Consider the following 21,336-nt stretch of genomic DNA (forward strand, 5'->3'; position numbering starts at 1 on the left):
AGGCTGCCCCGTCAGCACTCAACGATGCCGACGGAAACGCTCACGGCGAGCCCGCCCATTGCCGTCTCCTTGTATTTCTCGCTCATGTCTCGCCCGGTCTCGCGCATGGTGACGATGACATCGTCGAGGCTCACGTGGTGGGAACCATCGCCCATCAGCGCCATTTTCGCCGCGTTGACAGCCTTCGACGCGGCGATTGCGTTGCGCTCGATGCACGGGATCTGCACGAGCCCGCCAATGGGGTCGCAGGTGAGACCCAGGTTGTGTTCCATCGCGATCTCGGCGGCGTTTTCAACCTGTTCGGGGGTCCCTCCGAGCACCTGGGCCAGGCCGGCCGCGGCCATCGAGGAGGCGGATCCGACCTCGCCCTGGCACCCCACCTCCGCACCGGAAATCGATGCCTGCTCCTTGTACAGCACCCCGACGGCACCGGCGGTGAGCAGGAAATCACTGATCGCCGTGCGCCGTTCCGCCTCGCTCCAGGCGACGGCCCCAGGCGCATAGTGCGTCGCGTAGAACAGCACGGCGGGGATGATCCCGGCCGCACCGTTGGTGGGGGCGGTCACCACTCTGCCGCCGCTCGCGTTTTCCTCGTTCACCGCGAGCGCGACGAGGTTGATCCACTCCTGCCAGTACTGGGGGTCGCGGTACGGATCCTGCGCGGTGAGCCGGCGATGCCACTCGGGCGCACGGCGGCGCACGTTCAGCCCGCCCGGAAGCACCCCGGTCCGAGTCAGCGCGGAGTTCTTGCAGGCTTCCATCACGTCCCAGATGTGGCACAGCCCATCGCGCACCTCAACCTCCGGGCGCAGCGCCTTCTCGTTCTCAAGCATCAACTCGGCAAAGGACAGCCCGGTCTCGCTTGAGTAGCGCAGCAGCTCGGCCCCCGTCGTGAACGGAAACGGGAGCACAGCGAGCGTCGACTCGAGCCGATCCTGCACCTGCGCTTCGGCGCCCTCGCGCACGATGAAGCCGCCGCCCACCGAGAAGTACGTCTCCTCCACGAGCAGTTCACCCTCCGCATCGGTCACGCCGAATCGCATCCCGTTGGTGTGCGTCGGGAGCACCGTGAGCGGGCGCAGCACGATGTCGGCTTCGCGGAACGGGACCGTGATCGGTGACTGCGCCTCCGAACCCACGGCACCAGCTCCGTCCGCAAGCTGCAACTGGCCCTCCCCGTCAATCCGTGAGAGGGCCCGTTCAATCTCCTCGGGGAGCACGGTCTCGGGATCGACGCCTTCGAGTCCGAGCAACACCGCAGTGAGAGTGCCGTGGCCGCGCCCGGTAGCCGCGAGTGACCCGAACAGGTCGACCCGCAGCCCCCGGACGCGCGGCAACACCCCGGAGGCGCGCAGCTGCGCCGCGAAGCGGTTCGCGGCGCGCATCGGCCCCACCGTATGCGAGCTCGAGGGCCCGATCCCCACGGAAAAGAGGTCGAATACGCTGAGAGCCACGATGATCTCCGTTTCTTGTGTGCCGGCGATCCGGCGGTGACAGGGGCTACCCGAGCGCTGCCACGTCCGGATTCAGCGGATACGCTGCCGCGAGCGCATCACGCGACGCCGTTTTGGGCGGCGTACTCCTCAGCGCTGAGCAGCGGGCCAAACTCAGTGACGGCGACCTTGAACAGCCACGCGGCCCCGTAGGGATCGGAGTTGACGAGCGCCGGATCGTCGATGACGGCCTGGTTGATCTCGACAACCTCGCCCGTCACCGGCGAGAACAGTTCCGAGACCGACTTCGTCGACTCGATCTCACCGCACTCGACACCGGCGGTGACGGCGCTCCCCACGGCGGGCAGGTCGACGTAGACGACCTCGCCCAGCGCGTCGGCGGCGACCTGGCTGACGCCGACAGTCGCGGGCGACTCGTCCGTGATCCACTCGTGCTCGGCGGAGTACTGCAGTCCGGTCTGAACCTTGCTCATGTGTGTGTCCTTCTGGTGGGGCGCGAGCCTGGCTCGCGGGTGGTGGGTGTGGTGGGTGTGGTGGGTGTGGTCGAGAGGTGCGCGGTGCGGTGTGCGCGATGCGCAACTGCGGTGTGCGCTACTGGGCGCGGCGGTAGAACGGGAGCGCCACAACTGTGAACGCCTCCGGCTTGCCGCGGAGGTCGACGGTCAGTTCCGTGCCGAGCTCGGCGAAGGCGGGGTCGATCGAGGCGAGCGCGATCGGGAAGCCGAGGGTCGGTGACGGCTGACCGCTCGTGACCTCGCCGATCTGCACGCCGTCGGCAAGCACGGCGTATCCGGCGCGGCCCGCGCGGCGGCCGGCCCCCTGCAGCCCGACGAGCACGCGGGTGGGCGTCGCCTCACGACGCGCTTCCAGGGCGTCGCGCCCCACGAAGCGCTCGGTCTTCGTGAACGAGACAACCGGGCCGAGCCCGGCCTCGAACGGGGTGATCTCACGGCTCAGCTCGTTGCCGTAGAGCGGCATGCCCGCTTCCAGGCGCAGCGAGTCGCGGGACGCGAGCCCTGCCGGGATCAGTCCGTGGGTTTCGCCCGCGGCGAGCACGGCGCGCCACAGTTCGGACGCTTGTGCGTTCGGGACGTAGAGCTCGAAGCCGTCTTCACCGGTGTAGCCAGTGCGGGCGAGCAGCACGTCGATGCCCGCCACCGTCGCGGGGGCCGCGGCGTAGTACTTCATGTCGCTCACCAGGGCGCGCTGCTCCTCCGGCACGAGCTCGTGCAGGATGGCGACCGAGGCGGGGCCCTGCACGGCGACGAGACTCGTCGCAGCAGACTCGTCGCGCACAGTCACGTCGAAACCGGCGGCGCGCTCCGCGAACGCGGCGGCAACCACAGGGGCGTTGCCCGCGTTCGGCACGACAAGGAACTCGGTGTCGCCGAGCCTGTACGTGATGAGGTCGTCGATGATCCCGCCGTCGGCGTCGCAGATCAGCGAGTACTTGGCGCGGCCCACGGCCACCACGGCGAAGTTGCCGACGAGCGCGGTGTTGAGGAACGCGACAGCGTCGGGGCCGGTCACCCGGATCTCGCCCATGTGGGACAGGTCGAAGAGGCCCGCGACCTCGCGCACGGCGCGGTGCTCGGCCAGTTCGGATCCGTATTTCAGCGGCATATCCCAGCCCCCGAAATCGGTGAAGGCGGCACCGAGCGCGGCGTGCTCGGCGTGGAGGGCGGTGTGGGCTGGGGCCGCCTGGGCGGGGGCCGGTGCCTGCGTTGCGTCAGTCATGATCGTCCGTCCTTGGTTCTGTGATCGTCAGTTCTCGAAGGCCTCGGGTGCCGGGCAGGAGCACACAAGGTTGCGGTCGCCGAAGGCACCGTCGATCCGGCCCACCGGCGGAAAGTACTTGTCGCTGCGCAGCGCGGGCACTGCGTAGGCGGCCTGCTCGCGGGTGTACTCCCGGTCCCAGCTGTCGCTCACGACCGCGCGGGCGGTGTGCGGTGCGTTGCGCAGCGGCGAAGCGTCGAGCGCGATCCGGCCCGCGATGATCGCGTCGATCTCGCCGCGGATCGTGATCATTGCCTCGATGAAGCGCTCGATCTCGCCGAGATCCTCGGACTCCGTCGGTTCGACCATCAGCGTGCCAGCGACGGGGAACGCGAGGGTCGGCGCGTGGAACCCGAAGTCGATGAGACGCTTCGCGACGTCCTCCGCGGTCACGCCGGACTGTGCCGTCAGCTCGCGCAGATCAAGGATGCACTCGTGGGCGACGAGACCCGCGGCCCCCGTGAACAGCACCGGGAAATGCTCGGTGAGGCGCGCCGCGATGAAGTTTGCACTGAGCAGGGCAGTGCGGGTCGCCCGGGTGAGACCGTCGGCCCCCATCATGGCAATGTACGCGTAGGAGATGGGGAGTACGCCGGCCGAGCCGAATAGCGTCGCGACGACCGGAACACCCTCGCTCACCGAGTAGGTGCCGGTCGGGTCGTTCGGGAGGAACGGCAGGAGGTGCTCGGCGACACCGATCGGGCCGACGCCGGGACCGCCACCACCGTGCGGGATCGCGAAGGTCTTGTGCAGGTTCAGGTGGGAGACGTCGCCGCCGAACTTGCCCGGCTGGGCGAGGCCGACGAGGGCGTTCATGTTCGCCCCGTCGATATAGACCTGGCCGCCCGCGGCGTGCACGAGCTCGCACACCTCGCGCACATCGGCGTCGTACACCCCGTAGGTGGAGGGGTAGGTGATCATGATCGCGGCAAGCTCGTCGCGGTTCGCGTCGATCTTGGCGCGGAGGTCGTCGAGGTCGATCGTGCCGGTCTCGGTGTTCTTGACCACGATGACGCGCATGCCCGCGAGTACGGCTGAGGCCGCGTTTGTGCCGTGCGCCGAGGCGGGAATCAGGCAAACTGTGCGCTGCTCGTCACCGTTCGCGCGGTGGTAGCCGCGGATCGCAAGCAGACCCGCGTACTCCCCCTGTGCGCCGGAGTTCGGCTGCAGCGAGAGACCGGCATAGCCCGTGATCTCAACGAGTCGACGCTCCAGATCGGCGATCAGTTCGCGCCAGCCCTGGCTCTGGTTTTCCGGGACGTAGGGGTGGATCCCCGCGAACTCGGGCCAGGAGATCGACTCCATTTCGGCCGTGGAGTTCAGCTTCATCGTGCACGAGCCGAGCGGGATCATTGTGCGATCCAGCGCGAGGTCGCGATCTGCGAGGCGGCGCAGGTAGCGCAACATCTGCGTCTCGGAGCGCATCGAGTTGAAGATCGGGTGGGTGAGGTACTCGCTCGTGCGGACCAGGCCGCCTTCGAAGGCGTACTCCCCCGGAGTGACCGGCGCGGATCCGGCACCGGCACCGAACGCCGTGAGCACGGTGTCGACGTGTGCCTGGGTCGTGGTCTCATCGGTGGAGACGCCCACCGTGTCTGCGTCGATGAGGCGCAGGTTCACGCCCGCCGCGCACGCCGCGTCGACGATCTCGGCCGCGCGGCCCGGCACTGTGGCGACGACGGTGTCGAAGAACGCGGAGCCTGCAAGCGCGATCCCGGCCGCCGACAGGCCGTTGGCGATGCTGCGGGCGTGAGCGTGGGCGCGCTCGGCGATCGCCCGGAGGCCTGTGGGGCCGTGGTAGACGGCGTACATCGAGGCCGTGATCGCGAGCAGCGCCTGCGCGGTGCAGATGTTGCTCGTCGCCTTTTCGCGGCGAATGTGCTGTTCACGGGTCTGCAGCGTGAGGCGGTAGGCCTGGTCGCCCGCGGAATCCTTGGAGACACCCACGAGGCGGCCGGGCAGCGAGCGCTCCAGGCCTGCGCGGATCGCGAGGTACGCGGCGTGCGGACCGCCGAAGAACAGGGGGACACCAAAGCGCTGCGTGTTGCCCACGGCAACGTCCGCGCCCTGATCTCCGGGGGGCGTGATGAGCGTCAGCGAGAGCAGATCCGCGATCACCGTGACCATCGCGCCGCGCTCGTGCGCCGCGGCGATCAGCTCGGACTGCTCACGCACAGTGCCGTCGTTGCCGGGTTGCTGCAGCACCACACCAAAGATCTCGCCTTCGGGGAGCCCCGCACTGAGATCCGCCACCTCAACCGCGAAGTCGAGCGCCTCAGCGCGGCCCTGGATCACGGCGATTGTCTGCGGGAAGACGTTCGCGTCCACCACTACACGTGCCGTTGCGGGGGCCTTCCCGGCGCGGCGCATCAGCAGCACGGCTTCCGCGGCGGACGAGGATTCGTCGAGCATTGACGCGTTTGCGACGTGCAGACCGGTGAGATCGGCCACCATTGTCTGGAAGTTCAAAAGCGCTTCGAGTCGGCCCTGCGAGATTTCCGGCTGGTACGGGGTGTATGCCGTGTACCAGGCCGGGCTCTCGAGCACGTTGCGCCGGATCACGGGGGGCGTGTGGGTGTCGGAGAAACCCTGGCCGATCATCTGGGTCTTGAGCACGTTTTTGCTCGCGAGCGCACGCAAATCCGCAAGGATCTCTTCTTCGCTGCGGGCGGCGGGCAGGTCGAGGGCACCGGACATGCGGATTCCCGCGGGCACAGCGGTATCCACGAGCGCGTCGAGGTCCGTGTAGCCGAGCGTGTCGAGCATCGTGGCGATGTCGTCCGGGGTCGTAACCCCGATGTGGCGATCGGCGAAGGAAGAGGGCTGCGTAAAGCTCAAGAGGATCTCCGTAAGTGGGTGTACGCCGAAGCGCACCGGATGGGATCCTCCCCGATCTGTTACGGAACCTGAGAGATTCAGGCGAACCGATCGCGAGATCGGGGCGCCCTTGCACCGTCGGTGAGCCGGATAGACCAGCTACTTTCCAGAGTTGCCACGCTGCAGCGGTACGGATGCCTGAGAGATTCCCGGGGAGGGTTTGCTCCTACGGCGCCGAGACCCCGTGTACACGGTTCTCGAGCTCTCCCGCCACGGCGTATTGGCCGATATTCATGAGTGCCCCTAGCTTAGCAGCACCGAGGTCGCCGTGGCGCACTCCCCCGTGGTCCCGGGCTCGGCCCCTGTCCGACATCCGAGCTCTCCGCTGAGATGCCAATTTCGTACCTTCCCCCGCGAAGGAAGGTGCGAAACTGGCATCTCAGCGCAAGAAGCCGGCCGAACTACACCCGGCGGTACGTCAGGTCGCGGATCGCACGGCCCTTTTCGGTGCCCTTGCGCTCGAAGGCGGTGCGCACGCGGCCGTCAAAGCGCTCGGCCCACTCCCCCGTGAAGTCTCGCTCGAACTCTCCGGCCGCATCGAGGACTTCGCGCATCTGCTCGGCGTAGTGCTCCCAGTCGGTGGCGAGCCGGATCACGCCGCCCGGGCGGAGCACCCGCGCCGCAATGGCCATGAAGTCGGGCGCGATCAGGCGTCGCTTGTGGTGGCGGGCCTTCTTCCAGGGGTCCGGGAAGAAGACCCACAGCTCGTCCGCCGAGCCAGCCGGCAGGTAGCGCTCCAGCATCTCGGGTGCGTTGACTTCAGCCAGGCGGAGGTTGTCGAGATCCGCCTCTTCTGCCGCGGTCATGGTGCGGGCCAGCCCGGCACGGAACACCTCAAGCGCGAGGAAGTTCGTGTCCGGGTGATTCGACGCCGCGTGCACGATAGCGTGACCCTGACCAGAGCCCACCTCGATCACGAGCGGCGCGCGTCGACCGAACAGCTCCTCGGGATTCCCAGTCGCGCCCTCGGCGATGCTGGAGACCGCAGGCCCGGGCGGCACATTGATGAGGTAGCGCGGTGAGAGCTCATCCCAGCCGCGCAACTGGCCGCTTGTCATCCGGCCGCTGCGGCGTACAAACGAGACCGGCTTATCCCGGAATGTGGTGGGGTCAAAGTTTTTGAACGAAGGACTATCTGGCTCGGTCACCCCACCACGGTAGTCGCGCAAGCCCGCGACGCCAAGCTGGGCGCGGTACCATGTGCGTACGGCGCGGACCAGGAGGCACACAATGACCCGGCGAATCTTGCTCGTGAACGGACCGAACCTCAACTTGCTGGGCACGCGCGAGCCCGACGTGTACGGCGAGGAGACGCTCGAGGACGTGGAGGCCCTGGTCACCCGCGTCGCCGCTGACTTCGGCCTTGAGGTGCGCGCGGTGCAGAGCAACCACGAGGGTGTACTGCTCGACGCAATCCACGAAGCGCGCACGGACTGCGCGGGGATCGTCATCAACCCGGGGGCGTTCACCCACACCTCGGTCGCACTGCGCGATGCGATCAGCGCGGTGGCGCTTCCCACAGCCGAGGTTCATATTTCCAATGTGCACACGCGCGAGGAGTTCCGGCACCACTCCTTCATCTCGGCGGTTGCCGCCTGCGTGATCGTGGGCTGCGGTGTGCAGGGCTATGAGCTCGCGGTGCGCCGGATCGCGACCCTGATCGCCCAGTAGCGCACGCTCGCCGGCACCCCGCGGTGCAATCCCGCCGCCGTGCAGGAACACAAAAACGCCCCCTGACTACAAAAGTGACCCGAACGTCACGCGCTGGAGCGCGAGTAGCGGGTCGGTTTTGTAGTACAGGGTCGTTTCTGCGGGGCGCGGGCGCGGGCGCGCTCCCGGCAACGCCCTACGGCACCGTCAGGAACACCCGGAACAGCTCGGGGTTATGCGCGTGCACGAGCACCGCGAACACAACCGCGTCAAAGAGCAGGTGCACAGTCACCACGTACCCGAGCGAGCGTGTGCGCAGAAAGATGAGTCCCTGCATGAGCGCAAACGGGATCGTGAGGATCGGCCCCCAGGCCCGGTAGCCGAGCTCCCAGAGGAACGACACGAACACGATCGTTTGCAGGGCGTTGGCCACCCAAAACGGGAAGTGCCGCAGCAGCAGCGCGAACACTGTGCATATGAAGAACAACTCGTCCCAGATCCCCACCGCCCCGACTCCCAGGAACAATCGGGCAATGAGGTCAGGCGTGTCCACGCGCGGCCAGTTCAGGTAGACCCCAGAGCTCAGAAAATACCAGGGCAGGATCAACCAGCCGAGCACGAGCACCGCCCCGAGCCAGCCCCAGTGGAAGCGGCCCCAACGCCGCCCGGCCCGCCACGGGAACCCGGTCGCCCGGTCCCGGTACACGAACCGCGAGACCAGGTACGGCACCAGGACGGCTCCGCCGAGGGCCAGCGTAAAGCGCACCATCGCCGCGGTGTCGAGCTGCGCCGCGAGCGGGATCATACGAACAATCGCGAGACCGATCACGATTAGCGAGAGGTCGCGCAGGAGCGACGGGGGCCGCCGAATCGAGGTGCCCATGCGCAGCCCCGGGTCAGCCGATGTCTGTGAATCGGGACCCGCGTCCCGATCACAACCCACCGCCGGATCAGCACCCCGCGCCAAAGCAGTCCGCGGAATGCGCCCGCTGCCCCGCCCGGCCCATACGGCGAGTGCGAGCCCCAGGAGTGCGAGGACCGCGCCGAGCCAGAGCTGTTCCGCGACGAACCAGGCGGGCGCGATCGCGCACACGGCGAGCGCCGCTGCACACGCGATCGGCCGCGGCCGGCCCGCCGCGCGGGCGTGGTCCCAGCTCGAAGGCGTGGCACTCGGGGGCATGCCGCGAGCCTAGACGATCACCGTGACAATCGGGGAGAAACCCCCGTTCAGAAATCTCACACCCAAGGTTCGTGCGGCACGCTACGCAACGTCCGAGGTGCGCGCTACGCTACCTCCATGAGCGCAGCCGACTCCGTCATCCACCCCGCCGATTCGCACGACCGCATCCGCGTCCAGGGTGCCCGCGAGCACAATCTGAAAAACGTCAGCGTGGACCTTCCCAAGCGGCGACTCACGGCTGTCACCGGAGTGTCGGGCTCGGGCAAAAGCTCGCTCGTGTTCGCCACGATCGCCGCGGAGTCGCAGCGGCTCATCAACGAGACCTACAGCGCGTTTGTGCAGGGCTTCATGCCGTCGCAGAGCCGCCCTGACGTCGACGTACTCGAGGGGCTCACGACCGCGATCATCGTGGATCAGGAACGCATGGGGGCCAACCCACGTTCCACGGTCGGCACGGCGACCGACGTGAACGCGATGCTCCGGATCGTGTTCTCCCGACTCGGCGAACCGCGCATCGGCTCCCCCAACGCCTTTTCCTTCAACGTGGCCTCGGTCAGTGGCGCGGGCGCGGTGACGTTTGAGAAAGGTGGCAAGCAGGTGAAGGAGCGGCGGTCATTTGAGGTGTTGGGCGGCATGTGCCCCACCTGCGAGGGCCGCGGAAGTGTCAGCGACTTCGCGCTTGATCAGCTCTACGATGCGGAGAAGTCACTGTCAGAGGGTGCGCTCACCGTTCCCGGCTACAGCATGGATGGCTGGTACGGCCGGCTGTTCGGGGCCCTGCTGCCGATGAACACCCCGATCAAAGATTTCACGCCGGAGCAGCTGAACGATCTGCTCTACAAGGAGCCCGTGAAGATCAAGGTGGACGGCACCAACCTGACGTATGAGGGCCTGATCCCGCGCATCCAGAAGTCGATGCTGTCGAAGGATCGGGAGGCGATGCAGTCCCACATCCGGGCATTCGTGGATCGCGCGATCGTGTTCACCGCCTGCCCAGCGTGCGGCGGGACCCGGTTGAACGAGTCGGCACGCTCGTCGAAGATCGATGGAAACTCGATCGCGGACGCGTGCTCGATGCAGATCAGCGACCTCGCCGAGTGGGTGCGCGGAATCCAGGACCCCGGTCTGGCTCCGCTGATTGCAAAACTCAGCGACACCCTCGATTCCTTCGTGCAGATCGGACTCGGCTACCTGAGCCTCGACCGCCCCACCGGCACGCTTTCCGGCGGCGAATCGCAGCGCACCAAGATGATCCGCCACCTCGGCTCCCCCATCACGGACGCGACGTATGTGTTCGACGAACCGTCGATCGGCCTGCATCCGCACGACATGGAGCGCATGAACGAGCTGCTCTTGAAGCTGCGTGACAAGGGAAACACCGTGCTCGTCGTGGAGCACAAGCCCGAGATGATCAGGGTCGCGGATCATGTGGTGGACCTGGGCCCGCGCGCCGGCGTGCACGGCGGCGAGATCTGCTTCGAGGGGACTGTGGAGGGGCTGCGCGCCTCGGGAACGCTCACGGGCCGCCACCTCGATGACCGGTCTCGGCTGAAGGACTCCGTGCGGAGCGCGAACGGCGCGATCGAGGTGCGCGGTGCCCACACTCACAACCTGCAGGACGTTGATGTCGACGTGCCGCTCGGAGTGCTGTGCGTGGTGACGGGCGTCGCCGGATCGGGAAAGAGCTCGCTGATCCACGGCTCGGTGTCGAACCGTGACGGGGTTGTTGCCGTCGATCAGGGAGCGATCAAAGGCTCCCGCCGTTCGAACCCTGCGACCTACACGGGCCTGCTTGATCCGGTGCGCACGGCCTTCGCGAAGGCGAACGGGGTAAAACCGGCGCTGTTTAGCGCCAATTCCGAGGGAGCCTGCCCCGAGTGCAAGGGTGCCGGGATCATTTTCACGGACCTCGGCATGATGGCAACGATGGAGAGCCCCTGCGAGGTGTGTGAGGGCCGTCGTTTCAACGCGGACGTGCTCGAGTACACACTCGGCGGCAAGAACATCGCCGAGGTGCTGGAGCTCAGCATGGCCGAGGCGCACCAATTCTTTGCCGCGGGCGATGCCCGCATCCCGAAGGCCGCGAAAATCCTCGGCCACCTCGTGGACGTGGGGCTCGGGTACCTCACGCTCGGGCAGCCACTCTCGACGCTCTCCGGCGGCGAGCGGCAGCGACTCAAGCTCGCGATCCACATGCTCGATGATGCGGACATCTACGTGCTCGATGAACCCACAACGGGACTCCACCTCGCGGATGTTGAGCAGTTGCTCGGACTGCTGGATCGGCTTGTGGACGCCGGCAAGAGTGTGATCGTGATCGAGCACCACCAGGCTGTCATGGCACACGCGGACTGGATCATTGATCTCGGGCCCGGGGCAGGGCTCCAAGGCGGCACCGTTGTGTTCGAGGGCACGCCGCGGGACCTCGTGGAATCGGCTTCTCCCACGCTGACCGGACGGCACCTGGCCGCCTACATCGCGAGCTAACGTCGCTGCGGCGTCGGCTCCAGCGTGCAGTAGGGGCCGTCGCACGGGAGCAGTGGGGCGCGAGGGGTCTCACCCTCAGGCACAATGAGCAACTCGGCTGCGCGCTGCGGTCCCATGATCTGCACCCCGATCGTGGTCATCACGCGCCGCGATGCATCGCACTGCGGGTCAAACGGCGGCTGGGCGTAGTCGAACGCGCGGAGCGTCTCCGGCGCGAACTGTTGCTCGTACGCTTCCAGACCGGCGAGATTTTCAGCACTCTGCGCCTCGATCTTGGCGCGGTCGTCCGGATCAAGCGCTTCCAGGAGCGCATCGGCCATTGCATCAAGTTCCGCAAACCGAGATTGTCCGGGCGGCCCCTGATCTGCTGAGATCACCGCCGACACCACGTGAGGTGCGGTCAGGATCGGGATGTCGGGGCCCCGCACCACGAGGTCGTAGCGGGTGCCCTGAACGAGCTGTACATCACGGGTCGGGTCGCTCGCACACACTGCCTGCCGCTGCTTCGTGACCCGGAAGACCCCGCAGTCGGTGGGCACGAACTTCGCCCGGGAGAATCGCGCCCGTCCGATCGTGCGCACCTCCCGAGGGTCTCCGACCCGGCACTCGACCGCGGTGCGCTCAGGAAACGCCTCGTTCACGACGGGCACAGCGAGGAGCATGGGCACCGCCAGGACGAGAAGCGCCACGGCCCCGAGCGCCCACCCGATCCACCGAAGGGTGCGGGATCTGGGCCGCCGCTGGGGTGCCGGGGATTCAGCTGCGTTTGCTGCCGCATCACGGCGCGGCCGCCCACTCCAGGCCCGGCGCTCCGCCCGCGTGAGCGGACGGCGATCTTGCGGTTCAGGCATGGGCTGGCGCGGAGTCCAGCTCGTTCAGCGCCCGAATCAATCGGTGCAGCTCGCCGACTGCCCGCCGCCGCGGGGTGAAGACAATCCGAGGGAGATCCGGCACGTCGCGATCCGAGGATTCCTCGGGTCGCGTGGTGGCGCGCTCGATCCGGCCGGTTTCGCAGAGGCCCGAGAAGCGTACGTTCAGGTCCGCGAGCTCCGCGTCGCTCGGCTCGGCGCGCAGCCGCAGCACAAGTTCGGCACCGAACCAGCGCAACGAATCGTAATTGCGCCAGAAGCCAGTGATCTCCGTGACCGCGGCGGCCTCCGAAGTCGTGATGAGCACCCGGTCCAGATCGTCCACCGAAACGAGGCCACTCGCCGCGAGCTGCTCCGTGACAAACGCCGCGAAGCCGCGCCAGAACGTGCCGCCAGGGCGATCCAGCAACACGATCGGAACTGGATCCATCTTGCCAGTCTGCTGCAGAGTGAGCAGCTCAAACGTCTCGTCCATCGTTCCGAAGCCGCCGGGAAGGCACACGAATCCGAGCGACTCTTTCACAAGCATGAGCTTGCGCGTGAAGAAGTACTTCATGGCGACCTGTCGCCCATCGACGGCGACAAGCGCGTTCGGTTCTTCTTCGAACGGGAGCCGGATCGAGACCCCGAGTGAGCGTTCTGCCCCGGCCCCGGTTGCCGCGGCTTCCATAATGCCCGGCCCCGCGCCCGTGACCACGAGCCAGCCCTGTTCCGCGAGCGCCCGCGCGGTTCCCGCGGCGAGCTCCCAGAGGGGGTCGTGAGATTGCGTGCGCGCTGATCCAAAGATCGAAACCTTCGGGATCCCCTCGTAAGGGGCGAAGAGACGGAACGCGGCCCGCATCTCCTCGACGGCAGCCGCCGTGATCTTCAGATCCCGCCGGGCCGTGCCGTCCTGCCCCAGGCCCACACCCGTTTCAAGAATGCGACGCACGAGAGTGCGGTGCGCGGTGATCCCGTGCTCGGCAAGGAGCTCGGTGAGCGTTGCGCGGAGCGCGGCCTGGGCCGCGTCGGAACCGGAAAGCTGCGGAGAATTCACGCCTTCAGTCTAGGCGTGCTTCCCGCTCCACCCGATAGGGTGATGCCATGCCGGCACGGCGCACCCAGTTCGCACCGCAGTCCACCCACGGGGAGCTCGCGGTGGCGCTTGCTGCGCTCCGCACCGAATTCTCCGTCCCGAACGGGTTCCCCGAGGCCGCGGTCGAAGAAGCTACGGCAACAACTCCGCTGGTGCCTGAGCTCGACCTTCGGGACGTGCCATTCGTGACGCTCGATCCGCCGGGATCCCGCGACCTTGACCAGGCGTTCCACCTCGCACGCGCGGGCTCTGGCTGGCTTGTCCGCTACGCGATCGCTGACGTTCCCGGGTACGTCGCCCCCGACGGCCCACTTGACACGGCGGCGCGTGATCGCGGACAGACGCTGTACCTCCCGGACGGCACGGTCCCCCTGCATCCTCGCGTCCTCAGCGAGGGGCGCGCGTCGCTGTTGCCGGGCGAAGACCGGTCGGCCTGCGTGTGGACGATCCGGCTCGACTCGGCCGGGGCGGCAGTGGATACCCGGGTGGAGCGAGCGCTCATCCGGTCCCGCGCCCAGCTCGACTATCCCAGCGCGCAGCGTGCGCTTGATGACGGATCTGCGACGGAACCCCTGTCGCTCCTCCCAGACGTGGGCCGGCTGCGCGGCGAGCAGGAGCGCCTGCGCGGCGGCGCGAGCCTGAACATGCCGGAGGAACGCATTCTTGAGACTCCGGCCGGGTACCGCATCGAGCGGCGCTTTCCGCTGCCCGTCGAAGAGTGGAACGCGCAGCTGTCGCTCCTGACTGGGATCGTGGCGGGCGAGATGATGCTCGCGGGCGGGATCGGGATCTTGCGCACAATGCCAGCTCCGGCCCCGGGCGCGCTCAACGAATTCCGGGGCCGCGTGGCGGCTCTGGGCGAACCCTGGGCCCCCGAGCTTGGGTACGGCGAGTATCTGCATCGGCTCTCTCCCCAGGCACCACACACGCCCGCGGTATTCCAGGCTGCGGCCGCACTGTTCCGGGGTGCCGACTACGCGGCCTTCGAGGGCGCCCCGCCCGCGGAGACCCAGCAGGCCGCCATCGCGGCCCCATACGCCCACGTGACCGCGCCGCTGCGACGCCTCGTGGACCGGTGGGGGCTTGTCGTCTGCACGGCTCTCAGCTCCGGAGCCGCGGTGCCAGAGTGGACACGAGCCAGTCTGCCTGAACTTCCGAAGCTCATGCAGGCCTCGAATCAGCGCGCCTCACAACTCGGCTCGGCAGCAATCGACAGGGTGGAGGCCGCGCTCCTCCGCGACCGGGTCGGCGAGCGCCTGGAGGCCGTGGTGATCGAGGTCCGCGGTGCGCGCGCTCGGGTCCAGGTTGTGGAGCCACCGGTGACCACGCAATGCCCCGCTGACGGCCTGACAGTGGGAACGATGACAACCGTGCGCGTCGTGGGTGCGACGATCGCGACGGGCACTGTCGAACTCGTCGCGGATTAAGACCTGATCGCAGGTGCCGGGACGAGAAACGGGCCGCAGTCCACAGACTCCGACCCGTCGCTCACACGTCCAGTGTGGAGACACTTCCTCGCTATGCGGTGATGACCTCGGGGGTGCCCGTCTCGGAGTTCGGCATCTCGGCGGCGATACGGTTCGCTTCCTCGATCAGCGTCGCGACGATCTCGCTCTCGGGGACTGTCTTGATGACCTCGCCCTTCACGAAGATCTGCCCCTTGCCGTTGCCGGAGGCGACGCCGAGGTCGGCCTCGCGGGCCTCGCCCGGGCCGTTCACGACGCAGCCCATCACGGCGACGCGCAGCGGCACGCTCATGCCTTCGAGGCCCTTGGTGACCTGCTCGGCGAGCGTGTAGACGTCGACCTGTGCACGGCCGCAGGACGGGCAGGACACGATCTCGAGCTTGCGCTCGCGCAGGTTCAGGGACTGCAGGATCTGCAGGCCAACCTTGACCTCTTCGACGGGGGGCGCGGAGAGCGAGACGCGGATCGTGTCGCCGATGCCCTCGGACAGCAGGATCCCGAACGCGGTCGCGCTCTTGATTGTGCCCTGGAACGCGGGGCCCGCCTCGGTCACACCGAGGTGCAGCGGCCAGTCGCCACGCTCGGCGAGCTGACGGTAGGCCTGCACCATCACGATCGGATCGTTGTGCTTCACCGAAATCTTGAAGTCGTGGAAGTCGTGCTCTTCGAACAGCGAGGCCTCCCACACCGCGCTCTCCACGAGCGCCTCAGGGGTCGCCTTGCCGTACTTCTGCAGGAGGCGCGGATCCAGCGATCCCGCGTTGACGCCGATGCGGAGCGAAACGCCCGCCGCTTTCGCACGCTTGGCGATTTCGCCCACCTGGTCGTCGAACTTCCGGATGTTGCCCGGGTTCACGCGGACCGCTGCGCAGCCCGCGTCGATCGCGGCGTACACGTAGTTGGGCTGGAAGTGGATGTCCGCGATCACGGGGATCTGGCTCTTCTTCGCGATGATCGGGAGCGCCTCGGCATCGTCGCGACTCGGGCACGCGACACGCACGATGTCGCAACCGGAGGCCGTGAGTTCTGCGATCTGCTGCAGAGTCGCGTTGATGTTTGTCGTCGGCGTCGTGGTCATCGACTGGACGGAGATCTGCGACTTCCCGCCTACAGTAACGGAACCGACCTTGATTTCACGGGTCTTGCGCCGGGGTGCGAGGGTTACGGGGACCTTGGGAATACCCAGATTGACTGCTGCCACAGCGATCAGTCTACTCGCGGATCCTGCGAACGCGCCCGGGCAGGGATCCGCAGTATCTCGCGCACCGGGCCCTTACCCAAAGAAGTTCACCGGCTTGACCAGATCGGCGTAGACGAGCAGCGCCGTCATTGCCCCGAACACGATCACCACGACAAAGGTGATCGGCACCATCTTCGCGGAGTCAACCGGCCCCGGGTCAGGCTTGCCGCGCAGCTTCGCGATGCCGCGTTTGATCGCTTCGTAGAACGCGCCGAGCACGTGGCCGCCGTCGAGCGGCATCAGCGGCAACAGGTTGAATACAAACAGCGCAACGTTGAGCGATCCCAGGAGCCCAATCACCGTCTGCGCGCGCGCCGCTACCGGAGCCTCGTCAAGGCTCACGATCTCGCCGGCGAGCCGGCCTACCCCAACGACGCTCATGGGGCCGTTCGGATCGCGCTCTTCCGCCCCGAACGCCGCGTTCCAGGTCGCGACCATGCGCTGCGGAAGTTGGCTGATCACCCGAGCCACCTGGGCGACGTTATCGCCGACAAACGCGGGCACAGCGGTGATCGGCTGCGGCACAGTCTCACTCGCTGGGGTTGCCCCCACCATGCCAACAACCTCGGTGACTGTCTTGCCCGCGGCGTCCGTGACCACGCGGCCCTGCTCGTCAAGCACAGCGCGCGCGTTCGGCTCGGGGGTCAGCGATACAAACTGCTCACTACCGTCGCGCAGAATTCCGAGCTGCATGGTGATGCCCGGGCTCGTGGCGACAAGCGCGCGAAAATCGTCCCAGCCCTCAATCGCATTGCCGTTCACGGAGACAATCTCATCCCCCGGGAGCAGGCCAGCAGCGGCCGCCGGTGCCGCCGGATCGTCGGCTGCGCACTGCGTGGCCGTGCTGCCGGCGGGCTGCAGGCACTCACTGACCTGACCGAGGGTGGTGCTCGACTGCGGCATGCCGAAACCCACGAGCATGATCGCAAAGAACACAAACGCGAGCACGAGATTCATCACAGGACCACCGAGCATTACGATGACCCGCTTCCACCAGGCAAGCTGGTAGAACGCGCGGTGATCTTCTCCGGGCTCGATCGTCTCGGCGCTCGCGAGGCGGGCCTCATCGACGAGCCCAGCAACTCCGCGGCGGGGCTCGTCACCGGTCGCAGGATCGGCATCCAACACGAGTTCCGCGGTGCCGCCGTCTTTCGCGCGTGAGTGGATCGGCCCCTCCTCCACCACCGAGTTGAGGAACCCTGTCGTTGACGCGCGGGGAGCCTCCCCCGGCTGCTTCGGTGGGTACATGCCCGTCATCGCGACGTAGCCGCCGAGCGGCAGCATCTTGACCCCGTACTCGGTCTCACCCTTTTTCCGGGACCAGATCGTCTTCCCGAAGCCGATCATGTACTGCGTGACCTTGACGCCGAAGAGCTTCGCAGGAAGCAGGTGCCCGATCTCGTGCAGCCCGATAGACACGGCGAGGCCGACAAGGATAATGAGGATCCCGAACACGTAGAGCAGCACGTCAATCACGGGTTCAGGCTAGTCGCTTTGCCCGCGGGGCCGCTGTGGGATTGCCGAGGAATCCCTCCGGGCGCTAGCGGGATCGCCCCGCGATTACCTTCTCGGCGCGCTCGCGCGCCCAGCGTTCCGCCTCGGCGAGCGCGGGGAGGGTGAGCTGCGCAGGCGCAGTGTGCGCTTCGAGCACGTCACGCACGGTGTCGACAATGTCAAGGAAGCCGATGCGCCCCGCGTGGAACGCGAGAACCGCTTCCTCATTCGCTGCGTTGTAGACGGCCGGATAGGTGAGGCGCGCGCGGCCTACCTCCTTCGCGAGCTCGACCGCGGGGAACGCTGCGTGATCCAACGGCGCAAAGTCCCAACTGCTCGCCGTGCGCCAGTCGAGAGGTGCGCCAATGTTGGGCAGCCGCTCCGGCCAGGTCAGTCCGAGCGCAATCGGCAGGCGCATGTCGGGCGGCGATGCCTGCGCGATCGTCGAGCCGTCGCAGAACTCGACCATCGAGTGCACGATCGACTGGGGATGCACCACGACCTCGATGTCGCTGTATGCCACCCCGAACAACAGGTGCGCTTCGATCACTTCGAGGCCCTTGTTCATGAGGGTCGCCGAGTTCGTCGTGACCATCGGCCCCATGTTCCAGGTCGGGTGAGCCAACGCCTCCCCCGGAGTCACGTCCCGGAGCTCGTCCCGGCTGCGACCACGGAACGGCCCCCCCGAAGCGGTGAGCACGAGTCGGCGCACCTCTGCGGAGCGACCAGAGCGCAGCGCCTGTGCGATCGCGGAGTGCTCGGAGTCGACAGGTACGATCTGGCCGGGCGAGGCGAGGCCGGTCACCAGGTCGCCGCCCACAATCAAGGATTCCTTGTTGGCGAGCGCGAGCGTGCGGCCCGCCTCCAGCGCGGCGATTGTGGGGCCGAGGCCCACGGAGCCCGTGATCCCGTTCAGCACAACGTCGGCGGGGACCTCACGGATCAGTCGCACCGCGTCGTCGGCCCCGAGCGCCGTGTGCTCGACGTTGAATTCCTCGGCGTGGTGCGCAAGCTGCGCGGCGTTCGAGCCCGCGACCAGACCCACAACCTGGAACTTATCCGGGTGCTTGCGCACCACATCGAGCGCCTGCTCGCCGATCGAACCGGTGGACCCGAGGATGACGATGCGCTTCATGATCACCATTGTGCCGCACTCCACTCCTCCGGAACGCAGACACCCCGCCGCCCGGGAGGGGCGACGGGGTGTCTGCAGCGCGACATTGTTACTCCGCGTGGGCCGTACCGACAATGTCGAGCACGAACACAAGCGTGTCGTCGTTCTTCACGTCGAAATCAGGGTTCGACATCTTGAGCTGGCTCTCCAGGTTGTCGCCGTAGCCATCCTTCGGCGGCACCACCGAGATGACCTGCGAGCCGACCTTCTGGCCCTCGAGCGCCTTCGTGAAGCCGGGGATCACCTCGTTCGTTTTGAACGCCGCGGCCTCGCCACGGCTCCAGCTCGAGTCGAACTCCTCGCCGGTGCGCCAGATCACGCCACGGTAGTTCACGTAGACACGGTCGCCGGGCTCAACGGTCTCGCCGTCGCCCTCGATCAGCGTTGCGACCTCAAGCTCTGCGGGTGCTTTCTCCCCCTCGGGCATCGTGATCGTCGGGGCACCGTCCTTATCGAGCTTGACGGTCGGGAAGCCCGCGGGCGCTTCCTGGGCTTTGCCCTCTGCCTTCTTCAGAAGCTTGTCGGGCTCGATCGTGCCGGGTTCCTTCGGTACCTCGCTGATGTCGCCGAACTCCATCACGATAACGATGGGGCTGTCCTTCGTCATCCCCTCGTAGCCTGTCTGCTCCGGATCGGTCGTCTGGAACATCTCTGCGTACGGTGCGATCAGCGCGATCTGCTGTCCGGGAACGGCGCAGCGGATGCCCTCGTATGCCCAGGACACGAGCTTGTCCTTTTCGAACGGCACGGGGCTCTCGGGGAGCTGATCCATCTCGTCACCGGTCGTGCCGTTGAACGTGGTCATGCTCACCGAGATCGCGTCGCCTTCCTTGACGACGTCACCCTCCCCCTCCGTGAGGACCGAGCGCTCGAACTCGGTGGCCTTCAGCGGGGTCTTTGCATCGAGCTTCAGGTCCACACCGGTTGAGCCGGTGACCTTCACGGCCTCACTCGCGGCGCCGGGGGCGACACAGTCCGCACCCGCCTCGTCCTTGGTTGGTGAGCCGCCGGCGGAGCAGCCGGTCAGGAGCAGGGCACCCGCGAGGGCGGCCGGAAGCAGGGTGCGGGAGAGTTTCACGAAGTCTGGGTCCTTACACGCGACGGGGCCGATGCGGCCGTGGATCGGATTCGAGTATTCCGTATCCCGCTGCCCGCAGGCTGAGAGTGCGGGGCGAAACGGGTGTGCGTGTTATCGGCGACGTGCCCCACCCTTCGCGGACGGCTCCCGTCGAGGCAGGAGCGCGCCGGCGGCGCCAGCCGCGGCAAACGCGAGCAGGATCATTGTCGCCACGTCGCAGCCGATGTAAACGTAGTGCCAGATCGATTGCCCCGGATCCGCACCCTCGAGTACCTGATCAGTGCGTGCGTTGAGCGGCGGCCGCACAAGCGTGATCTTGCCCACGTACACGGCGGCGAGCGCCAGCCAAATCCACATCCGCGCCCCACTGATGCGCGCAGCGAGCGGCCAGAACGAGATCAGTGTGAGTGCGAGGAGGACCAGCCCCTCCGCTACGTTCAGCGCGGCGAACACAAGCCGTCCGATCCCGAGGCCGAGCGGGATTGTGATGCCCGGTGCCTGGAATTTGAGCGGTGCCTCGATGAAGGAGATTGCGGCGATCATGCCGAACCAGAGTACGGGCAGGGCGATCCGCCAGAGCTCGATTCCGACGTGCGGGCGCTGCGAAATTCGGGGGGCGGTCATTTCGTGTCCTTCGGTGCTGTGGCGCGGACGGCGAGCGCCGCAGCGTAGAGTTCGCGGGAGGAGAGCCCGGTCGCTTCGGCGACGGCACGGCTCGCGTCCTTCAAGCGTTCACCCTCGGCAACGCGCTGGAGCACTTCGGTGAGGGCGGACTCGGGAGACACCTCGGTGTCCGGCGCGCCCCCGACGACCACAACGATCTCGCCACGCACGCCGTCCTCGGCCCAGGCCGCGAGCTCACCGAGCGGCCCGCGTCGCACCTCCTCATGGAGCTTGGTGAGTTCCCTGCACACGGCTGCGGGCCGTGATTCACCGAACGCTGTCGCGAGATCCGCGAGGGACACGGCGAGGCGACTCGGGGCCTCGAAGAACACAAGCGTGCGGCGCTCGGTGGCGAGCGCCGCAAGTGCGCGGCTCCGCTCCCCCGCCTTGCGGGGCAGGAACCCCTCGAACGCAAAACGGTCAGTGGGAAGCCCCGCGACGGCGAGCGCCGTGATCACCGCGCTCGGGCCGGGAATCGCGCTGACAGTGACTCCCTGCTCGGCGGCGAGCTGCACCACGCGGAACCCGGGGTCCGAGACCGTTGGCATCCCGGCATCGCTCACAAGTACAACGTCCTCGTCGCGGGCGCGCTCCACCAGGGCCGCGGCGCGATCGTGCTCGTTGTGATCGTGCAGCGCGATGAGCTCGGGTCGATTCTCGATCTCGAGCAGCCGCAGTAACTGCGCGGTGTGACGCGTATCCTCGGCAGCGATCACTGTCGCCTGCTCGAAGGTCTCACGGAGTCGCACGGACGCGTCTCCCAGGTTGCCGATGGGCGTGGCCGCGAGCAGGATCATGCTCCCATGCTACGCCGCGCGGCACCTGCCCCGGTGCCCCCAGGAGGTCCCTGCCA

The 21,336-nt window shown here is 67.3% G+C and carries 17 protein-coding genes and 1 riboswitch; of the genes, 3 read left to right on the forward strand and 14 right to left on the reverse strand.

From position 1 onward, the window contains the following. Positions 1 to 11: 11 nt before the first annotated feature. The 5 genes from FM113_RS00205 to trmB all read right to left on the reverse strand — a co-directional run bounded on the left by FM113_RS00205 (position 12) and on the right by trmB (position 7,255). Positions 12 to 1,454: an L-serine ammonia-lyase gene (locus tag FM113_RS00205; protein WP_087010314.1), complete on the reverse strand. Its 1,443-nt coding sequence runs from the start codon at positions 1,452 to 1,454 to the stop codon at positions 12 to 14. Positions 1,455 to 1,552: 98 nt separating this feature from the next. Further along, positions 1,553 to 1,927 carry a glycine cleavage system protein GcvH gene (gcvH, locus tag FM113_RS00210; protein WP_087010315.1) on the reverse strand — a complete coding sequence of 125 codons (375 nt, stop codon included), beginning with the start codon at positions 1,925 to 1,927 and terminating at the stop codon, positions 1,553 to 1,555. Between the two features lie 118 nt (positions 1,928 to 2,045). Next, entirely contained in the window at positions 2,046 to 3,191 is a 1,146-nt protein-coding gene (gene gcvT, locus FM113_RS00215) for a glycine cleavage system aminomethyltransferase GcvT (RefSeq protein WP_087010316.1), read from the reverse strand. 27 nt (positions 3,192 to 3,218) lie between these two features. After that, positions 3,219 to 6,104, reverse strand: coding sequence for an aminomethyl-transferring glycine dehydrogenase (gene gcvP / locus FM113_RS00220; protein ID WP_087010317.1), 2,886 nt, complete (start codon positions 6,102 to 6,104; stop codon positions 3,219 to 3,221). Between the two features lie 119 nt (positions 6,105 to 6,223). Beyond that, a riboswitch (glycine riboswitch) is annotated at positions 6,224 to 6,327 on the reverse strand. Positions 6,328 to 6,508: 181 nt separating this feature from the next. Next, the gene (gene trmB / locus FM113_RS00225; RefSeq protein ID WP_140393251.1) at positions 6,509 to 7,255 is read right to left on the reverse strand and encodes a tRNA (guanosine(46)-N7)-methyltransferase TrmB; all 747 of its coding nucleotides are present in this window, start codon (positions 7,253 to 7,255) and stop codon (positions 6,509 to 6,511) included. Between the two features lie 82 nt (positions 7,256 to 7,337). Between trmB and aroQ the strand changes: the two genes are divergently transcribed. Next, positions 7,338 to 7,778, forward strand: a complete 441-nt coding sequence (aroQ, locus tag FM113_RS00230; RefSeq protein WP_087010318.1) for a type II 3-dehydroquinate dehydratase — start codon at positions 7,338 to 7,340, stop codon at positions 7,776 to 7,778. A gap of 175 nt (positions 7,779 to 7,953) precedes the next feature. Here the strand turns inward: aroQ and FM113_RS00235 are convergent, their stop codons facing one another. Continuing rightward, complete coding sequence (locus tag FM113_RS00235; RefSeq protein WP_140393252.1) at positions 7,954 to 8,937, reverse strand: CPBP family intramembrane glutamic endopeptidase; 984 nt, start codon at positions 8,935 to 8,937, stop codon at positions 7,954 to 7,956. Positions 8,938 to 9,054: 117 nt separating this feature from the next. On the opposite strand from FM113_RS00235, the gene FM113_RS00240 reads away from it, so the two are divergent. Further along, complete coding sequence (locus tag FM113_RS00240; protein WP_087010319.1) at positions 9,055 to 11,424, forward strand: excinuclease ABC subunit UvrA; 2,370 nt, start codon at positions 9,055 to 9,057, stop codon at positions 11,422 to 11,424. On the opposite strand, the gene FM113_RS00245 is transcribed toward FM113_RS00240, so the two are convergent. Together FM113_RS00245 and FM113_RS00250 are read right to left on the reverse strand one after the other, a co-directional pair. Continuing rightward, entirely contained in the window at positions 11,421 to 12,275 is an 855-nt protein-coding gene (locus FM113_RS00245; protein ID WP_140393253.1) for a hypothetical protein, read from the reverse strand. The two genes, FM113_RS00240 and FM113_RS00245, sit on opposite strands and share 4 nt — an antisense overlap. Next, on the reverse strand, positions 12,268 to 13,245 hold the full coding sequence (locus tag FM113_RS00250; RefSeq protein WP_254908803.1) for a TIGR00730 family Rossman fold protein: 978 nt from the start codon (positions 13,243 to 13,245) through the stop codon (positions 12,268 to 12,270). Before FM113_RS00250 ends, FM113_RS00245 begins: the two co-directional genes overlap by 8 nt. A gap of 131 nt (positions 13,246 to 13,376) precedes the next feature. Here FM113_RS00250 and FM113_RS00255 point away from each other — a divergent pair, with 131 nt between their 5' ends. Continuing rightward, on the forward strand, positions 13,377 to 14,795 hold the full coding sequence (locus FM113_RS00255; RefSeq protein WP_087010322.1) for an RNB domain-containing ribonuclease: 1,419 nt from the start codon (positions 13,377 to 13,379) through the stop codon (positions 14,793 to 14,795). A gap of 91 nt (positions 14,796 to 14,886) precedes the next feature. Here the strand turns inward: FM113_RS00255 and ispG are convergent, their stop codons facing one another. The 6 genes from ispG to rsmI all read right to left on the reverse strand — a co-directional run bounded on the left by ispG (position 14,887) and on the right by rsmI (position 21,280). Next, the gene (gene ispG, locus FM113_RS00260) at positions 14,887 to 16,035 is read right to left on the reverse strand and encodes a flavodoxin-dependent (E)-4-hydroxy-3-methylbut-2-enyl-diphosphate synthase (protein WP_087010323.1); all 1,149 of its coding nucleotides are present in this window, start codon (positions 16,033 to 16,035) and stop codon (positions 14,887 to 14,889) included. Positions 16,036 to 16,107: 72 nt separating this feature from the next. Further along, complete coding sequence (locus tag FM113_RS00265; protein ID WP_087010324.1) at positions 16,108 to 17,550, reverse strand: RIP metalloprotease; 1,443 nt, start codon at positions 17,548 to 17,550, stop codon at positions 16,108 to 16,110. A 64-nt stretch (positions 17,551 to 17,614) separates the two neighbouring features. Further along, positions 17,615 to 18,703: a 1-deoxy-D-xylulose-5-phosphate reductoisomerase gene (gene dxr, locus FM113_RS00270; RefSeq protein WP_087010514.1), complete on the reverse strand. Its 1,089-nt coding sequence runs from the start codon at positions 18,701 to 18,703 to the stop codon at positions 17,615 to 17,617. 88 nt (positions 18,704 to 18,791) lie between these two features. Continuing rightward, positions 18,792 to 19,820, reverse strand: coding sequence for an FKBP-type peptidyl-prolyl cis-trans isomerase (locus tag FM113_RS00275; RefSeq protein ID WP_087010325.1), 1,029 nt, complete (start codon positions 19,818 to 19,820; stop codon positions 18,792 to 18,794). Positions 19,821 to 19,931: 111 nt separating this feature from the next. Continuing rightward, positions 19,932 to 20,444 carry a hypothetical protein gene (locus FM113_RS00280; RefSeq protein WP_087010326.1) on the reverse strand — a complete coding sequence of 171 codons (513 nt, stop codon included), beginning with the start codon at positions 20,442 to 20,444 and terminating at the stop codon, positions 19,932 to 19,934. Further along, on the reverse strand, positions 20,441 to 21,280 hold the full coding sequence (rsmI, locus tag FM113_RS00285; RefSeq protein ID WP_087010327.1) for a 16S rRNA (cytidine(1402)-2'-O)-methyltransferase: 840 nt from the start codon (positions 21,278 to 21,280) through the stop codon (positions 20,441 to 20,443). Before rsmI ends, FM113_RS00280 begins: the two co-directional genes overlap by 4 nt. Between the last annotated feature and the right edge of the window lie 56 nt (positions 21,281 to 21,336).

This window comes from Leucobacter sp. 7(1) (genome assembly GCF_900163635.1).
Classification (GTDB): domain Bacteria; phylum Actinomycetota; class Actinomycetes; order Actinomycetales; family Microbacteriaceae; genus Leucobacter.